The following is a 16,647-nucleotide window of genomic DNA, read 5'->3' on the forward strand; positions in this document are numbered from 1 at the left end:
GTTAACGTCACGCCATGCGGGACTTCAGCGAAGTCAACTTCTTCACCGATTCCGGCGTGGCCGCGGACCCGTACCCCTATTACGAGTACTTGCGCGCACAGTGCCCGGTCGTGCCCGTGCCCAGCAGTGGCGTCGTCGCGGTGACCGGCTACGACGAACTTGTCGAGGTGTACCGGGACAGCGCCACGTACTCCGCGGTGAACTCATCTCTGGGGCCATTCCCGTTGCCGTTCAAGGTGGCCGGCGACGACATCTCGGACCTCATCGAATCCCACCGCGATCAATTTCCGATGAGTGAGCACCTCGTCTCGTTCGACCCGCCCCGGCACACCGCGCATCGCGCGTTGCTCAACGGGCTGTTCACCCCGAAGCGGCTCAAGGAGAACGAAGAGTTCATGTGGCGCCTCGCCGACCAGTTGATCGACGAGTTCGTCGCCGACGGGCGGTGTGAATTCGCCTCGGCGTTCGGCCAACCGTTTCCGCTGCTGGTGATCGCCGATTTGTTGGGAGTGCCCGAGGCCGACCATTCGATGTTCCGTGACCTGTTGGCAGGCCGGGGGCCCGCGGAGGATCCGGATTGGGCCCAGCGTGATGATGACGGTTCAGTGAGCATGAATCCCCTTGCCTACCTGGATAAGTGGTTCACCGCGTACATCAGCGACCGGCGCGCGGCTCCTCGCCCGGACATCCTGACCGAGATGGCCACTCAACGTTTCCCGGACGGCTCGCTACCCGACGTCGTCGATCTGGTCCGTATTGCCACGTTTCTGTTCATCGCGGGCCACGAGACGACCGCTCGGCTGCTGTCAAGCGCGCTACGCGTCTTGGCCGAGGATCCGGAGTTGCAGGATACGTTGCGCGGCAACCGCGAGCGCATTCCCAATTTCGTCGAGGAGATGTTGCGGCTGGAGAGCCCGATCAAGAGCGACTTCCGGCTGACCCGCACCTCGACGAGGCTGGGCGGCGTCGAATTGCCCGCGGGAACCACCATGATGCTGTTGCCCGGTGCCGCCAACCGAGACCCGCGGCACTTCGACTGCCCGGCCGATCTGCGAGTAGACCGGCCCAACGCACGTCAAAACGTGGCATTCGCGCGAGGTGTGCACAGCTGTCCCGGGGGCCCGCTCGCCCGGATCGAGGGCCGCGTCACGATCGAGCGGATCCTGGACCGGCTCAACGAGATTCGGATCGACGAAGGCCAGCATGGTCCGCCGGGGAACCGTCGTTTCCGGTATGTGCCGCTCTACATCCTGCGCGGGCTGGACGCACTGCACATCGAGTTCACCGCGACGTCGTAGCCTTCCCGTCCGTGGCCCGGCGAGCCGGTTAGGGCCCGCTGCCGACCAGGTTGCTGTTCTGCGGGCAGTATGCGTGGACCGAGATGGTCACGTATGCCTCGGCGTGGCCGCCCAGCGCGGGATTGCTCGCCCGGAAATCTGCGATTATCTGCTGCACCGTCATGCCCAGACGGATGTTCTCGCACACCATCTTTCCGTTGTAGATCGCGGCGTCCGGGTTGGCGAAGGAGATTCCCTGGTCGTTGAGATCCTGGACGTACTTGTTGTCCTGAGCCGGTGTCGACACGATCGAAGACGGGGCGGCCGTCGATGCCGTTGCGGGGGCCGGGGCCGTCTTGGATGTCGGTGCCGCCGTGGGTGGGGGCGCCGCGGCTTTGGGATGACTGGTCAACAGCGAACGCCCAAGGACGATCGCCCCGGCGATCACCAGCCCGGCCGCGAGCAGCGCGGCGGCCGTGCGCCAGGTAGCACGCCACGATTGACGCGGGTTGGCCGCGTCGCTGGGGACATCGTCGTCGGCATCGTCGCGTGACCACGCGTAACCGGCCGAGTTCGCCGATGTGGCCGCCTCGGGTTCCGCAGCCGTGGGCGCGGCGACGGTCTCACTGCCGTCGAGCCCGACGGTCTTGTCGGTAGCAGGCACCGGCTCGGACATGACGGCCATGGTACGGGCCGCCGGCGACGACTCGGGGTGCTAGTCGGGCGCCCGGGTGCCGAGCAGTTCGCGCACCTGCGGACGGGTCCCTTCGGACCGCAGCAGGTAACTGGCCGGTCGCGGCCGCACTTTCAACGGCCACCAGAACCAGCGCTTCAGCAGCGCGGCGACGGATGGCGTCATGAACGCGCGCACGATCAGGGTGTCGAACAGCAGGCCCAGACCGATCGTGGTTCCGATCTGGCCGATCACCATCAGATCGCTGACGACCATCGAGGCCATCGTGACGGCGAAAACCAGGCCCGCGGCCGTGACGACCTTTCCGGTACCGCCCATCGCCCTAATGATGCCGGTGTTGATTCCGGCGCCGAGTTCTTCTTTCATTCGGGAGACAAGCAGCAGGTTGTAATCGGAACCCACCGCCAACAGGATGATGACCGACATCGGCAACACGAGCCATTCCAACCCGAGCCCGATGATGTGCTGCCAGAGCAGCACCGACAATCCGATGGATGCCCCCAGCGAAGTCACCACGGTGCCGACGATCACCATTGCCGCCACAAAACTCCGCGTGATCATCAGCATGATCGCGAAAATGAGGCAGAGAGAGGCGATTCCGGCGATCATCAGGTCATATCGGGACCCGTCGTGCAGGTCTTTGTAGGTCGCGGAAACACCACCGACATAAATGCTGGTGTTCTCCAGCGGAGTCGACTTCAGCGCTTCCTCGGCGGCGGTCTTGATCGCCTGGACGCGCGCGATGCCTTCGGGCGTCGCGGGATCGCCCCGGTCCGAAATGGTCATCCGCGCGGCCTTGCCATCCGGCGAGAGGAACAGTCCCATGACCTTTTGGAAGGTGGGGTTCTTGAAAACCTCCGGCGGCAGGTAGAACGTATCGTCGTTCTTCGCCGCGTCGAACGCCTCACCCATCTCCGTCGAGATATTGCCCTGCGAGTCCGCCTGGCCGATGATCCCGGTCATGGTGGAGTGCATGGTCAGCATCATGGTGCGCATGCTCTTCATGGTTTCGATCTGAATCGGCAACTCGGCGGCCAGTTTCGGCAGCAGCACATCGATTTTGTCGATGTTGATCACCAGTTCGCCCAGCTTGTCGTTGATCGCGTCGATACCGTCGAACGAATCGAACAGTGACCGGATCGCGAAGCAGACGGGAATGTCGTAGCAGTGCTTTTCCCAGTAGAAGTAGCTGCGAAACGGCCTCAGGAAGTCCTCGAAATTCGAGATCTGATCGCGTAGCTCGCCGGTGATGGCCTGAACTTCATGCGTGTTCTGGGCCAGGTCGTGGGTGACACCGTTGATCTGCAAAATCAGGTGATACAGCGTCGTCGTGATTGCGATGGTTTTGTTCAGCTCATCGGCCTGCCTGAGCATGTCGTTCATGCGAGCTTTTTGATATTCGAGGTTCACCAATTGGCTTGCGTTCATCACGCCGAACCGGAACGGAATCGTCGTGTGCGCCATCGCAGTTCCCGAAGGACGGGTGACGGATTGCACCCGGGATACACCCGGAACCGCGAGAACACCCTTGGCCAACCGTTCCAAGATCAGGAAGTCCGACGGGTTGCGCATGTCGTGATCGGCCTCGATCAACACGAACTCGGGCAGCATCCGGCCCAGCGGGAAGTGCCGACTCGCGGCCGCGTATCCCTGGTTGGTCGGGAGGTCGTCGGGGAGATACACCCGGTCGTGGTAGTTGGTCGTATATCCCGGTAAGGCGAGCAGGCCCACCAGCGTGACCGCGCATGCCGCGGCAAAAATGGGTCCGGGCCACCGGACGACTGCCGTGCCGATGCGCCGCCAACGCCGATCGGTGAGCCTGCGCCTGGGTTCCATCAGGCCGACCCGGCCACCGATCGCAAGAACGGCCGGAACCAACGTGAGGGCAATCGCCACCGCGACCAACATGCCCACCGCGCAAGGGATACCGATCGTTTGGAAATACGGCATCCGGGTGAAGCTGAGGCAGAACACCGATCCGGCGATCGTCAAGCCGGAAGCCAGGACGACCTTGGCGGTACTGCGGTACGTCGTGAAATAAGCCGTTTCCGGATCTTCGCCGGCCTGCCGTGCCTCTTGATAGCGGCCGACGAAGAAGATTCCGTAGTCGGTTCCCGCCGCGAGCGCGAGCGTGACCAGCAGATTGACGGCGAACGTAGAGAGACTGATGGCGCCGATGCTGCCCAGGAAGGCGACGATTTGGCGCGCCACCTGCAGTTCAATGCCGACCATCAGCAACAGCACAATGACGGTGCTAAGTGACCGGTAGACCAGCAGCAGCATGATGAAGATCACCGCGAGACTGACCAGGGTGACCTTGAGCAGTGTCTTCTGGCCGCTGTGGTTCAGGTCGGAAATCAGCGGTGCGGGTCCGGTGACGTAGACCTTGACCCCTGCCGGTGGCGGAATCTTGTTCACGATGTCGCGCACGGCGTCAGCCGATTCGTTCGCCAGGCGCGTGCCCTGGTTGCCGGCGAGCTTCAGCTGCACGTATGCGGCTTTACCGTCGTCGCTTTGCGCGCCGCTGGCCGTGACCGGGTTTCCCCACAGGTCCTGGATGTGCTGGATATGCTCCGGATCGCTGGCCAATTGCTGCAGCAATTGGTTGTAGTAGTGGTGAGCATCGTCGCGCAGGGGCTGCTGGCTCTCCAGGACGATCATTGCCAACGCGTCGGAATTGGATTCGCCGAAGTCGTGGCCCAAGCGCTGCATGGCCTGGATCGACGGCGCATCTTTGGGGCTCAGCGATACCGAACGCTGTTGCTCGACTTTCTCGAGCGAGGGGACGCCCATCGTCACGATGACGGTGAGGGCCAGCCACGCCAAGACGATGGCCACAGACAACCGATGGATCGTCCGCGCGACGAAAGGCGTGCGGCGTTCGCCGTCCACCCGTGGATCGCTCATGCGGCCCTCGGCCAGCAGAAGTTGTCGGCGTTCACATCAAGCGTGCTCCCTTCGGACCACGCCGTCCTCCCCGGTGCGCCAGCAGCTGCTGTCACTAGTTCTCGTCTCCTCTGGTGGTGCGTCGACCCGCCGCGAGAGCAGGTGGTGTCCAGGCAACGCTTCCAAAGTCTCTCATTGATGAATCGACGGCGACAGGAAACCTATTACAGCCTGCGGCCACCGACAGCGCTCGATCGCACCGATTAGGCCTGTGAACTGCGGTAATAGCTTCAAGCTTTGGTGCCAGATGGCGGCAGCTGTGATGTGCCAGTAAGTTCGCGAGGGGGGCAATCGGGCTGTTTCGGCGCGGAGTTTCGCGCAAGGACGGGTGTCAATGCATTGGGCGATCACCGGCGCGACCGGGTTTCTCGGTATTCACATCCTGGGTGAACTCCTCCGCGGGGACGATACGTTCACCCTGCTGTCCCGGCCGCCGTTGGACCCGATCACCCGCATCGGCAAGGCCCTCCCGCTCGCTGTCACCGACGGGCAGGTGTGGACCGAGGAGGAGCTGCGCGAACGGTTCACCGTGGTGGCGGTGGACCTCGCTGCGCCCAACCTGGGGCTATCCGACGAGCGATTCCGGGAGCTGGCCGACAGCGCCGATGCCATCCTGCACTGCGCCGGCAGCATTGAGCTGGACGCGGATCTCGCCGACCTTCGCCGAACCAACGTCGGCGGAACAACCCGGATTCTCGAACTCGCCGAGGCCGGATCACGGGCACCGGATCTGTTCCACGTGTCGACCGCCTTCGTCGCCGGGAAGCGCCGGTCGGGTCTCATCTGCGAGACGGAGCTGGCGGACGGCGAAGGTTTCGAGAACAACTACGAGCAGTCCAAATTCGAGGCCGAGTCGCTGGTGCGGGACTGGGCGCAGCGCACCGGGCGCCGGGTCGTGGTGCTGCGGCCGAGCGCCCTGATCGTCGACCGCCCGCCGCATCCGGACTTCCCGCTGCATCCGCTGTCCTTTCTATCGACGTCCGCGGACAGCGGCATGCGCCTGTTCTCCGTCTCCGGGCGGCCAATGCGCACCAAGATGTCGATCAGGCTCAGGGGCGATCTCAACGGCCATCTGAACTACATGCCCGCTGACGAAGCCGCCGACGAGATGGTCCGCCTGATGCGGCTGGCCCCCGACGGCCTGAGCACTTACCACGTCGTCCACCACCACGACGTCGCGGTGCAAACGCTGGTGGACCTGTTCAACGCGCTCTCGCCGATTCCGCTGACGTTGGTCGACGGCCCGATCGAGGACCCCAATCTGCTGGAACGACGCCTGCGGTGGGCCAGCGGCTTCTTTCCCTACCTGGCGCACAGCCGGACTTACGACACGACCGGTACGCGAGCCGTCATCGGTGAGCCGCACCGCGAGACCATCGTCGACTTCGACTATCTGCTGGGAAGCGTGGGCCGGTACAAGCGCTACCTCACGTTCAAACCCGAGCAGCACCAACCCCGGGAGACGGTCGCACCCCTGGTCTCGGTCGGGAGTCCATTCGACGTCACCGCGCACGGCGCCGACCCGGCTCGCCCGATTCGGGGTTTGACTTTCATAGTCACGGTGGGACGAAGCGGATCGACCGCGCTGTCGCGAATCCTCACCGCTCACCCAGATGTGCTCAGCCTCAACGAGTTCTACCTATCGGTGCGCGCGTCGTCGGCGGCCGACCAGCCACTGTCGGGCGAACAGTTCTGGCGGATGCTGGCCGAACCGCACCCGATTTTCGACTCGATGGTCCGTGGTGGCTCGGCCATGCCGGAGTTCATTTATCCGCGACTGCAGGGAACCCGGTTCGACGCGAACACGACCGGGATTCCCGCGATCTCGATGATGACGCTGCCGCATCTGTCCTCGGACCCCGACGGTGTGTTCGACGCGCTTGCGGCAGAGGTTCCGACGTGGCCGGGGCAAACGTCGCGGATGCACTATGAGCAGCTCTTCGCTTGGCTTGCAAAGCATTTCGGCGGGACTGTCATGGTGGAGCGGTCAGCCATGTCGCTGAGCAGTGTCTCGTGGCTGCGCGAGACCTTCCCGGACGCGAAGTTCGTGCACCTGTTTCGCAACGGTCCGGACACGGCGGTGTCGATGAGCGAACACACCGGATTCCGTTTGATGGCGCTCATTCAAGACGCGCTGGAGCTTCTCGATCTCGACCCGGAGCGTCGACACCCTGGCCTGCGGCTGGATCCCACGGCGATACCGATCGAGCTCGCGTCTCTGGTCGGCGACACCTGCGAGGTCGACACCCTGATGGGTCAGAACCTGCCCATCGCCCGCTTCGGCCGGATGTGGAGCGAGCTGATCGTCACCGGCGAAGCCGAGCTCGCCGACCTGTCCGCGGACCGCTACCTTCCGCTGTCTTACGCGGATCTGGTAGCGGACACCCGCTCGTCGCTGGCGCAGCTGGCAAGTTTTCTGGATGTCGAGGTGGATCCGAAGTGGCTCGAATTCGGCGCCGGCGTCATCGACCCGAAGTACACCGGCGCCTCTGCTCGGCTGTCCGCCGAGGAACTGCAAGCGGTCGTTGAAAGCTGTGTTCCCGGTGCGGCCTGCCTTGCGAAACACGCCGTCGGCGCGAAGGCGGGCGGGGTTTCCGCGGCCCGGTGAGGCAGGGATAGGCTGCGGCCATGCCGATCGACCGTGCCGCACTTATCGCGGGCAGTATCCGACTCGCCTCAGGTGTCCATTTCCTCATCGATCCCCTCGGGGCGAACAAGCTCTGGGGCGACCCGGGGGAGCCGACTCCGACGGCGCGACTGCTGCTGCGATCGATGGGCTACCGCGACGCCTTGATCGGCGGGCTGCTTTTGTCGGCTGCGTTGCGTCGCAAGAACACTCGCGGCTGGTTCCTGGCGTCCGGCGGGGCCGACGCGGCGGATCTGCTGGGCGGGCTGAGTGTGCACAACGAGCTCAAGCTCTCACAACGGCTGATCGGCCTGGGCGGCGCCGTCGTCGGCATCGGTGTCGGGTTGTGGGGCGCGGCGCGGCCCGGGTCTAAAGCGGTGGAGACGCCGGCGGGCTGAGCACCGGGTCAGCGCGTTGGACCCGCGACCAATCGCTCTCTTCGCGCTCAGTCATCTCGTTCGACGTGATCGCGCCGAAGCGGGCGGCATCGCGGGCGAACCGCTCGGCCGCGTCGGGCAGGGCATCCGGTCCCTCGAGCCGAAAGCAACTCGGCGTCAGCGGACCGAACAGCAGGGCGCGGCGCAGCTGCGGCCAGTCGTCCAGGTTGGGCTCGACCCCGGCGGCGCGCGCGAAGGTCAGTGCCGCGAGATCCATCCGGGTTTTCTGCGGCGTCCCTCGATTGGCGCGGTACGCATCGATCGCCGACCTTTGGTCGCTCGTGCGGATCGCCGGGATCGCGCCGCCCCACGTGTACGCGATCCATCTGGCCTGAAGTTCCAGCGGCACAAAGTATCCGCCCGACTGGTCCCACAGGCCCATGAACGCCAGCCCGGGAAGCTCGGGGTGAAAGGTGTAGCGGTCGGCATCCATGTGCACCGCATCGAGGTCGAGAATCGCCCGGATGTCGTCACTCAGGAACGGCAGACACAGTTGGTAGCCGGTGCCGAACACAATCCCGTCGAACTCCTCGGCATGCTCGTCGGCGAAAGTCACGATCCGGCCCGCGACGGATTTCATCCACGGGCGCACCGAGATTCGGCCCTCGGCCACGAGCGGAAGGTAGTGCTGGCACAGCGTCACGCCGGCCTTGGACAACGACGGGTCGGGTGCGGGCGCGCCGTACTGATCCGGGCTGCCCGCGGCGCCGACGACGATCTCCTTGAGCATTCGGTCGACATCGGCCGCGGCCAGAGTCTCGGCCGCCAGGGCGCCGTATCGGGTAAAGAGCCGGTGGTCGGAGGGGACTCCCGCGGCGAACTTCGGTGCGATATAGCGCTGCCGGCGCTGGGTCACGACGACCTGCGCCGCACCGAGCTCGGCGACTTCTGCCGCGATTTCCAGGGCGCTGATCGCGCAGCCCGCGACGAGAACCCGCTTCCCGCGATACGTCGACCCGTCGCGGTAGTGGTAGGTGGAGATGGCCTCCGCCGCGCCGGAAAAGGTATCCAGCCCCGGCACGGCGGGAATAGCGGGGCAGTGAAACCGCCCGCTGGCCACCACAACTCGATCAAAGCGTTCGGCCGCGCCGGCATTAGTCACAACCCAGCCGGCTGCATCCCGGTCGATCAGTTCGACCCGGGTGCCCAGCCGGACGCGCGGCGTGAGCCCGAACGCGTCGGCATAGCGGCGCAAGTAATCGAGGACCTCGCGGTTGGACGGGTAGACATGGTCCGTCGTGTGCTCGAGGTCGCTGAAGGCCGTGACGGTGCGACTGCTGTTGGTGTGCATCCTCGGCCACACCCCACTTCGCCCGTTTAGGCCCGCCCATTGCCCACCCAGCATCGGGCCCTGCTCGAAGATGGTCGGTTCAAATCCCTGCTGTACCAGCCAACGCGCGACGACCAGTCCGCTCGGCCCGGCGCCGATCACCGCAACATTTTTCGTCATCGGAGAAACTGTCGCACGACTTCGGCCCACCCGGGATCCGATCAAGTGACACGCGAGCCCGGATGCGGTTGACTGATGACTGCGACGAGGGGAGCGAACATGGGTTTCGGTGTCCTGACTTTCGTGACCGATGAGGGAATCGGCCCCGTCGAGCTGGCCCGCGCGCTCGAGGAGCGCGGATTCGAGTCGCTGTATCTGGCCGAGCATTCGCACATCCCGGTCGATGCCAAAACCCCTTACCCCAGCGGTGGCCCGATCCCGCATAAGTACTACCGCACGCTGGATCCATTCGTGGCGCTGACGGCGGCGGCGGTCGCGAGCCGCGACCTCCTGTTGGGCACCGGCATCGCACTGGTCGTGCAGCGCGATCCCATTCAGACCGCCAAAGAGGTCGCATCGCTTGATGCGGTGTCGCAAGGGCGATTTCGCTTCGGTGTGGGCGTGGGCTGGCTGCGCGAAGAAATTGCGGACCACGGGGTCGATCCCTCGATGCGCGGACGGGTGGTCGACGAACGACTGGATGCGATGATCCAAATCTGGACACAGGAGAAAGCGGAATACCACGGAAAATTCGTCGACTTCGACCCGATCTACAGCTGGCCCAAGCCGATACAGCACCCGTATCCGCCGCTATATCTGGGCGGGGGACCGGTGGGCTTCAAGCGGATCGCCCGGCTCAATGCCGGCTGGCTCTCGATGACGCAATCAGCGAAGGAACTCGCGCCGCAGATTGACCAATTGCGCGAGGTGGCCGGCCAGGACGTACCGATCGTCCACTTCCACGGGGGCGAACCCTCCGCCAAAGAGCTGACGGGTTGTCGCGATTTGGGGCTGGAACACGTCTTGTTGGACCTGCCCACCGCATCCCGCGACGAGACGCTCCGCCACTTGGACGAGCTGCGGGCCGAGGTCGCCAAGATAGCGTAAAGCTAAGTGCCGCAGAAGGTTTGGTAGTTACCGAAGTCTTCTGGCGCCGGACTCGCATAGCGCTCCAGTCCGGGTCGTTCGTCATACGGGGCCCCCACCGCGCCGAGCAGCTGCTGCACCGGACCCAGGTCGCCCGCCGTCGCGGCGGCCAGGGCTTCCTCGACCAGGTGGTTACGCGGAATGTAGATCGGGTTGACGCGATCCATCGACTCGGCGTCGGGACCCCATGCCCGCCAGCGCGACATCCACTCGTCGAAACCGGCCAGGTCGATGAAAAGGCCACGGGCGGGTTCGGCATCCCCGCGCGCCGCCAAGCCGAGCCGGCGGAAGAACGAGGTGTAGTCGACACGGCTTTCCTTGAGCAGGGCCAGCAAGTCGTCGACCAATGACGTCAGCGTCCCGGATTCGACGGTCGTGGGTAAGCCGAGCTTGGCGCGCATGCCCGACGACCAGGTGGCGTCGTATTCGGTTTGGAATACGCCGAATGTCTCCTCGGCAAACGCGATTCCCTCCTCGATGGTGTCGGCCAGCAGCGGAAGCAGGGCCTCGGCGAACCGGGCCAGATTCCATCCGGCGATCGCGGGCTGATTGCCGTAGGCGTAGCGCCCCCAGTGGTCGATCGAACTGAAAACCGTGTCGGAGTCGTAGGCCTCCATGAACGCGCACGGACCGTAGTCGATCGTTTCGCCGGAGATCGTCGTGTTGTCGGTGTTCATTACGCCGTGGACGAACCCGATCAGCATCCATCGCGCGATCAGCGAAGCCTGGACCCGGACCACTGCTTCGAACAGTGCGCGGTACGGGTGTTCGGTCTCCGCGGCCGCGGGGTGGTGACGGGCGATCGCGTGGTCGGCGAGGCGCCGCAGCAAGTCGTGGTCGCGGGTGAGGGCGGCGTATTGGAAGCTGCCGACTCGTAGGTGACTACTGGCGACCCGCACCAGCACGGCGCCGGGCAGGGTTGTCTCGCGCTGCACCGGTCGCCCGGTGGCGACCACGGCCAAGGAGCGTGTTGTCGGCACATCCAGCGCGTGCATCGCCTCGCTGATCACGTATTCGCGCAGCATCGGGCCCACCGCCGCGAGGCCGTCGCCACCGCGGGCGAACGGCGTCGGGCCGGAGCCTTTCAGGTGGATGTCGCGAACCCGTCCATGCTCGTCGGACAGCTCGCCCAGCAGCAGCGCGCGCCCGTCCCCCAGCCGGGGCTGAAGACCGCCGAATTGATGCCCGGCGTAGGCCTGCGCCACCGGAGCCGCGCCGGGCGGCAGCAGATTACCGACGAGAAATCGCAGGCCGTCGGTGCTGCGCAGCCACGCCGCGTCGAGCCCGAGGCCGGTGGCCAGCGGCTCGTTGAGGACGAGCAGCCGCGGGTTCGGGGTCGTCTCGGATCGCCAGGGTATGCCCAGCTCGGGCAGTTCGCGGGCGAAGCGGTCTTGCAGGGGGACGTGGATCTCCGAAGCAACACTCACCCCACCGAGACTACGAGCATCCAGTCAGCCGATGACGTGGCGGAGCGCATCGCGGGCGCGGTCAAGCATCGACGCGAATGGCCCGAGTGCGAAATTCAGCTTCGCCGACTCCACCCCGGGATGGGGATGCGTCGGGGCAATCGCCTGGGCCGCCTTCACCGCTATCGTCATGTGCTTGAGATCGTCTGCATCGAGCACCTTTTCCAGATAAGGGAATTCGTTGTTTTCCTCGTTTTCGGCGTGGTCGAGAACGGCCTCGCGCAACTTCGCGAGTTCGTCGATGAACTCGTCGGAAGTGATGTCCAGCCCTTCGATTTTTGACAGCAGTTGTTTGGCTTCGTGCTCCTCTTCGAGTCGAGCGTCGACGACCGCGTCGCCGGCATCGGCGTCGCGCCGCACCCGGGGATGCACCACCATTTCCTCGGCCGTCTCATGGACGGCCAGCAGTTGACGCAAAGCCGTGAACGGTTCCCCGCGTGCTGCGGGGTCCGACGCAAACAACACCTCGTCGAACATGTCCTCGATCAGATTGTGCTGCGCTTTGAGGAATGCGACGACTTCGTCGGGGGATTCGATGATCATGTCGGTCACGGGTACCTCCGGAATCAAGGTGAGGGAAAAGTATCGGCGCCGGGCTGGGCGCCGTCCAACCATGCGTACCCGGGTGAGGTGTACATAAACGCCGGTACGCTGATCACCAAGCCTTTTTCGCAATAGCTACGCTGGTGGAATGGGCGCCAAAAGCCGTATCCGGGTCGAGCGCATCTATGAAGACGTCGACCCCGACGACGGTCAGCGCGTCCTGGTCGATCGCATCTGGCCGCGGGGTATCCGCAAGGACGACCCCCGCGTGGGCATCTGGTGCAAGGACGTCGCGCCGTCGAAAGAACTCCGCGAGTGGTACCACCACCGGCCGGAACGTTTCGACGAATTCGCGTCGCGCTACCGGGCCGAACTGGCCGCCAACACCGCGCTCGACGAGCTGCGCAAGCTGGCCGACCGCGGTGTCGTGACCCTGGTCAGCGCCACCCGCGACCTGGACGGAAGCCACGCGGCGGTCCTGGCGAAGTTACTCAAGGGCCGCTGAAACTCGGCGTGAGACGATCGTGCGATGCAGGTCGGATTGCACGCATTGGGAATCGGGGCCGGGGCCGAGCGGGCGGTGATCGACGCCGTCGCCTCCCGTGCGGACGAATGCGGTTTCGCCACACTCTGGGCGGGCGAGCACGTCGTCATGGTGGATCGATCCGCATCGCGTTATCCCTACTCCGATGACGGTGTCATTGCCGTTCCGGCACAAGCGGATTGGCTTGATCCGATGGTCACGCTGGCTTTCGCCGCGGCCGCATCGTCTCGGATCACGATTGCTACCGGCGTCTTACTGTTGCCCGAGCACAATCCGGTGGTGGTGGCCAAGCAGGCCGCGAGCCTGGATCGGCTCAGCGGCGGGCGGCTGACGCTTGGCGTGGGCGTCGGATGGTCCAAGGAAGAATTCGCCGCTCTTGGAGTGCCATTCGAGCATCGCGCGGCGCGCACGGCCGAATACGTTGCCGCGATGCGCACGGTGTGGCGCGACGACGTCGCGTCCTTCCATGGCACGTTCGTCGGCTTCGACTCGATTCGGGTGTACCCCAAACCGGTTCGCGACCGCCGCATCCCAATCATGTTGGGCGGCAACAGTGATCCTGCGCTACGGCGGGTGGCGGCCTGGGGAGACGGTTGGTACGGGTTCAACCTCGACGATGTGGCGGCGGTGCGCGAGTGCCTCGCCAAACTGGATCGGTTGTGCGACGAGGCAGGTCGCGATCGTGCCGAGCTGCGGTTGGCCGTGGCGCTTCGGGATCCGCGCGAAAACGACGTCAACGCGTTGGCTGAACTGGGCGTCGACGAACTGGTCCTGGTGGTCATCCCGCCGGAGCGCGCCGATGCGGTCGCCGACTGGGTTGCCGCGCTTGCCGATCGGTGGATCGAGAATCGCAGTTAGGCCTGCGACGATCGGGGTAGGCTGCGCGGAAGACATGACAGACTCTGAAGCCATCCTGCCCCGGCAACTGACCGACATCAGCGCCGAAGTCCGGGATGTCGCGCCGCCGCCGATGCCGCAACTGCCCGAGCCGTACGGCTTGCGGCTGGCGGATCCGGACACCGATGCCGAGATGATCTCCGAGTGGATGAACCGACCGCATCTGGCCGAATCGTGGGAGTACCCCTGGCCGGCGAAGCGTTGGCGTCATTACCTGTGTGCGCAACTCGAGAGCAGCTTCTCTCGCCCGTTGGTGGCCAGCCTGGACGGGATAGACCGCGGCTACCTCGAACTCTACCGGGCAGCAAAGGATTCCATCGCGACCCGATATGAGTACCACCCCCACGATTTGGGTCTGCACGTCGCCGTGGCCGATTTGGATTACCTGAGTCAAGGACACGTCAGCTATCTGCTGCCGCACTTGTTGGTCAGCATCTTCAACCTTGAACCGCAGTGTCGCCGAATCATGTTCGATCCCGACCACCGCAACGTCTTGGCGCGCAAGTTCTGTGAGCGAGGCGGCTGCGTCTTTCTGGGCGAGCACGACATGTCCAACCGGCGGATGGCTTTGTACGTCTTGCCGCGTACGCCCGACGACGTGCCCCGGGCCCGCGAGAGCTGAGCTGTCTTACGCGAAAGTGAGTAGCCATGTGGGCTCGGCTGGTGGTGGCGCCGTGGTGGGTGCTGTGGCTGGTGAATGCCGCGACGTTCACGATCGCACTTTCGGTGATCTGCGGGCTGGGACTGCCCGGCTTTGCCGCCTCCGGATGGATCTGGCCGCTGCTGTCGGTGCTGATGTTCAGCGTGATCGTGACCGCGTTGACGACCCCCGCCCGGCGTCCGATTCAGCAAAGCTATGCGCGGACCGTGACCGGACTGGACCTGGCCCAACGCTCCCAAGCGGTCAAGGCGCTGCGGGGTGGTGAGGTGCCGTCGGACCCGGCCGTGTTGGCGGCCGCCATCCGCATCGGCGACCTTTCGATGGCGTACCGGCGCCGGGTGCCGGTGTGGCAGCGACGGGTGGCATGGGCCGTGCCGGTCCTGTGGGTGGTGGCCGCGGTGCTGGAGTTCGTCGGCAACGACATGCGGGCCGGGCTGACCTGGAGTGGATTGGCGTTGCTGGTGGCGGCTCGAATGGCCCGGGTGATCGATAAAGCGCGCCGCCTACCGGGACGCCTCGAGGTGCTGCGTGCCGCGGCCGATGCCAGCCCGCAGGCACTCGCGGTGCTGGCCCAGGCGCACGACACCGCCGCCCCGCCGCCAGGTCTGCGGTTTCGTCTGGCCCTTGCGGCGGTCGTCATCGTCGCCGTGTTCGCCGGAGTCTTCGCGGTGTATCAGCAGGCTCAGCCGAGCCGTGACTGCCGCACCGCCGACGCGGTCGTGAACTACATCCACGCGAATCCCGAGATGCTCGACGCCTCGTTGATCGCCCCGGGCGGCCCCGGCCTGAACAGGTACCGGGACTGGTCAGATCGGCTGGTCGGCTATTCGCGGCAGGTGTCAGCGCCCGATCTCGCGCCGCACTTGCAACGCATCGCCAAGATCTCCACCGATGCGGTATCGGTGGTGACCGAGGCGCGCGGAGACTCGTTCGCAAACCCTTCTACCGACGAAATCCTTACGCGGCAAACCGCGTACCACACCCTCGTCGGTCGTCTGATCGATGAGGACAAAGCGCTCATTCCGCCGTGTCATCCGCACCGTTAAGAGGTTGTCCGCGAACGGGTTTGGCCCTAGTAGTCGTGCTGTGCCAGTGAGATGTCGCCGAGGCGTCGCGTCTCATCGAGCGACAGCACCGCCGGAACCATTTCGCTGGTCACCAGTCCGTGGCGACCGGTCAGCTCGTCGACGATATCGAAACTGCGCGCGATCGACTCCGGTGTATCGACGATGACGGTCATCACCGGAACCCGCCTGGCGACCTGAAATAGCCTGTCCCCGTGCGGTTTATGGTCACCGTGAAATCCCCACATGCCGCGCAGCACCGTTGCGCCGCGTGCCGTTCCCGACCGGATCAGGCGGTGCACCAGCGCACGGTGGATCGGCAGCGCGTCGTGCCGAGTCGCCTCGGCCGTGTACACCATCAGCTTTTGCCACAGGGTGCGGCCCTGGTCGTCGGTCATCGGCAGCTGCTGTGGGCGTGCGAACATCTGGCCGTCGCGTTTGCACAATCGCACCCGTTCGACCGTCAGCAGCGGCTCGGCCAACACATCGGCCAATTCCGTCGCGGCAGCGCAAACCTGCTCGGTCGACCCGACACCGATGATCATCATCGGGACATTGACGTTACGGCCGAAGAAATGGGCCCGGCGGCGCTGCCCGTGTGCGGTGCCGTCGACACCGAGAAGCGCTATGGCACCGGCGAACCCGTGTCGATACATCAGGTCGCAGACCGCGTAATAGGCGGCCTTCCCGGCGACGCGTTCTTGTCGGCCGACGTACACGGTCAGTTTCGCGGCGTCGCCGTTGTGCGCGCCGAAGTCCCCGAGCGCGTCGGTACCCCGTTGCCGGGTCACCAGCCGCGCGCGTTCCAGCGTCAGCAGCCCGCGGCCGGTCAGTGCGGCGACTTCGTCGACCAGGGAGCGAATCTTGGGCTCGACGTCGACCGCGGCGATCGCGACCGCAGGGTCCTCGGACAGGCTCAACGACAAGTCGGTGCGCAGCTCATGGCTTGCCCCGAAACTGGCGATACCGCGCAGCATCACGCTGGTCGCAACATCGTTGGCGCCGAACACATCGAACATCGCGTCGGCCAGAAAGCGCCGGCCGTCGCCGACGGTGCGTTGGCGCTCGCCGAAGTA

General features: G+C 65.2%; 14 protein-coding genes. 8 read left to right on the plus strand and 6 right to left on the minus strand.

The features are described 5' to 3' along the window. Positions 1-14 precede the first annotated feature (14 nt). The gene (locus BN973_RS09695) at positions 15-1,298 is read left to right on the plus strand and encodes a cytochrome P450 (protein ID WP_036467714.1); all 1,284 of its coding nucleotides are present in this window, start codon (positions 15-17) and stop codon (positions 1,296-1,298) included. Positions 1,299-1,326: 28 nt separating this feature from the next. On the opposite strand, the gene BN973_RS09700 is transcribed toward BN973_RS09695, so the two are convergent. Beyond that, positions 1,327-1,953, minus strand: coding sequence for a DUF732 domain-containing protein (locus tag BN973_RS09700; protein WP_232232058.1), 627 nt, complete (start codon positions 1,951-1,953; stop codon positions 1,327-1,329). Positions 1,954-1,992: 39 nt separating this feature from the next. Then, complete coding sequence (locus BN973_RS09705) at positions 1,993-4,878, minus strand: MMPL/RND family transporter (RefSeq protein ID WP_036467716.1); 2,886 nt, start codon at positions 4,876-4,878, stop codon at positions 1,993-1,995. Positions 4,879-5,251: 373 nt separating this feature from the next. Here BN973_RS09705 and BN973_RS29900 point away from each other — a divergent pair, with 373 nt between their 5' ends. Both BN973_RS29900 and BN973_RS09720 read left to right on the plus strand, forming a co-directional pair. Continuing rightward, on the plus strand, positions 5,252-7,525 hold the full coding sequence (locus BN973_RS29900; RefSeq protein WP_051641196.1) for an SDR family oxidoreductase: 2,274 nt from the start codon (positions 5,252-5,254) through the stop codon (positions 7,523-7,525). Positions 7,526-7,545: 20 nt separating this feature from the next. Further along, positions 7,546-7,941, plus strand: coding sequence for a DUF4267 domain-containing protein (locus BN973_RS09720; protein ID WP_036467717.1), 396 nt, complete (start codon positions 7,546-7,548; stop codon positions 7,939-7,941). Here BN973_RS09720 and BN973_RS09725 read toward each other — a convergent pair. Next, positions 7,913-9,430: a flavin-containing monooxygenase gene (locus BN973_RS09725; RefSeq protein WP_036467718.1), complete on the minus strand. Its 1,518-nt coding sequence runs from the start codon at positions 9,428-9,430 to the stop codon at positions 7,913-7,915. The two genes, BN973_RS09720 and BN973_RS09725, sit on opposite strands and share 29 nt — an antisense overlap. A gap of 99 nt (positions 9,431-9,529) precedes the next feature. Here BN973_RS09725 and BN973_RS09730 point away from each other — a divergent pair, with 99 nt between their 5' ends. Further along, positions 9,530-10,357: an LLM class F420-dependent oxidoreductase gene (locus tag BN973_RS09730; protein WP_036467719.1), complete on the plus strand. Its 828-nt coding sequence runs from the start codon at positions 9,530-9,532 to the stop codon at positions 10,355-10,357. 2 nt (positions 10,358-10,359) lie between these two features. Here BN973_RS09730 and BN973_RS09735 read toward each other — a convergent pair whose 3' ends face one another. Together BN973_RS09735 and BN973_RS09740 are read right to left on the minus strand one after the other, a co-directional pair. Next, positions 10,360-11,823, minus strand: coding sequence for a protein adenylyltransferase SelO (locus tag BN973_RS09735; RefSeq protein WP_036467722.1), 1,464 nt, complete (start codon positions 11,821-11,823; stop codon positions 10,360-10,362). A 24-nt stretch (positions 11,824-11,847) separates the two neighbouring features. Next, positions 11,848-12,414: a hemerythrin domain-containing protein gene (locus tag BN973_RS09740; RefSeq protein WP_036467725.1), complete on the minus strand. Its 567-nt coding sequence runs from the start codon at positions 12,412-12,414 to the stop codon at positions 11,848-11,850. A 139-nt stretch (positions 12,415-12,553) separates the two neighbouring features. On the opposite strand from BN973_RS09740, the gene BN973_RS09745 reads away from it, so the two are divergent. Genes BN973_RS09745 through BN973_RS09760 form a run of 4 tightly spaced genes read left to right on the plus strand, consistent with a single transcriptional unit; the run spans position 12,554 to position 15,553 of the window. After that, positions 12,554-12,910, plus strand: coding sequence for a DUF488 domain-containing protein (locus tag BN973_RS09745; RefSeq protein ID WP_036467728.1), 357 nt, complete (start codon positions 12,554-12,556; stop codon positions 12,908-12,910). 24 nt (positions 12,911-12,934) lie between these two features. Then, the gene (locus BN973_RS09750) at positions 12,935-13,807 is read left to right on the plus strand and encodes an LLM class F420-dependent oxidoreductase (protein WP_036467731.1); all 873 of its coding nucleotides are present in this window, start codon (positions 12,935-12,937) and stop codon (positions 13,805-13,807) included. A 34-nt stretch (positions 13,808-13,841) separates the two neighbouring features. Continuing rightward, positions 13,842-14,468, plus strand: a complete 627-nt coding sequence (locus BN973_RS09755; RefSeq protein ID WP_036467733.1) for a GNAT family N-acetyltransferase — start codon at positions 13,842-13,844, stop codon at positions 14,466-14,468. A gap of 26 nt (positions 14,469-14,494) precedes the next feature. Further along, the gene (locus BN973_RS09760; RefSeq protein WP_036467735.1) at positions 14,495-15,553 is read left to right on the plus strand and encodes a hypothetical protein; all 1,059 of its coding nucleotides are present in this window, start codon (positions 14,495-14,497) and stop codon (positions 15,551-15,553) included. Positions 15,554-15,579: 26 nt separating this feature from the next. On the opposite strand, the gene BN973_RS09765 is transcribed toward BN973_RS09760, so the two are convergent. Then, positions 15,580-16,647: DUF190 domain-containing protein (locus tag BN973_RS09765; RefSeq protein WP_051641197.1), on the minus strand; the 1,068-nt coding region annotated here is incomplete at its 5' end.

It is taken from the genome of Mycobacterium triplex (assembly GCF_000689255.1).
Taxonomy (GTDB): Bacteria; Actinomycetota; Actinomycetes; order Mycobacteriales; family Mycobacteriaceae; genus Mycobacterium; species Mycobacterium triplex.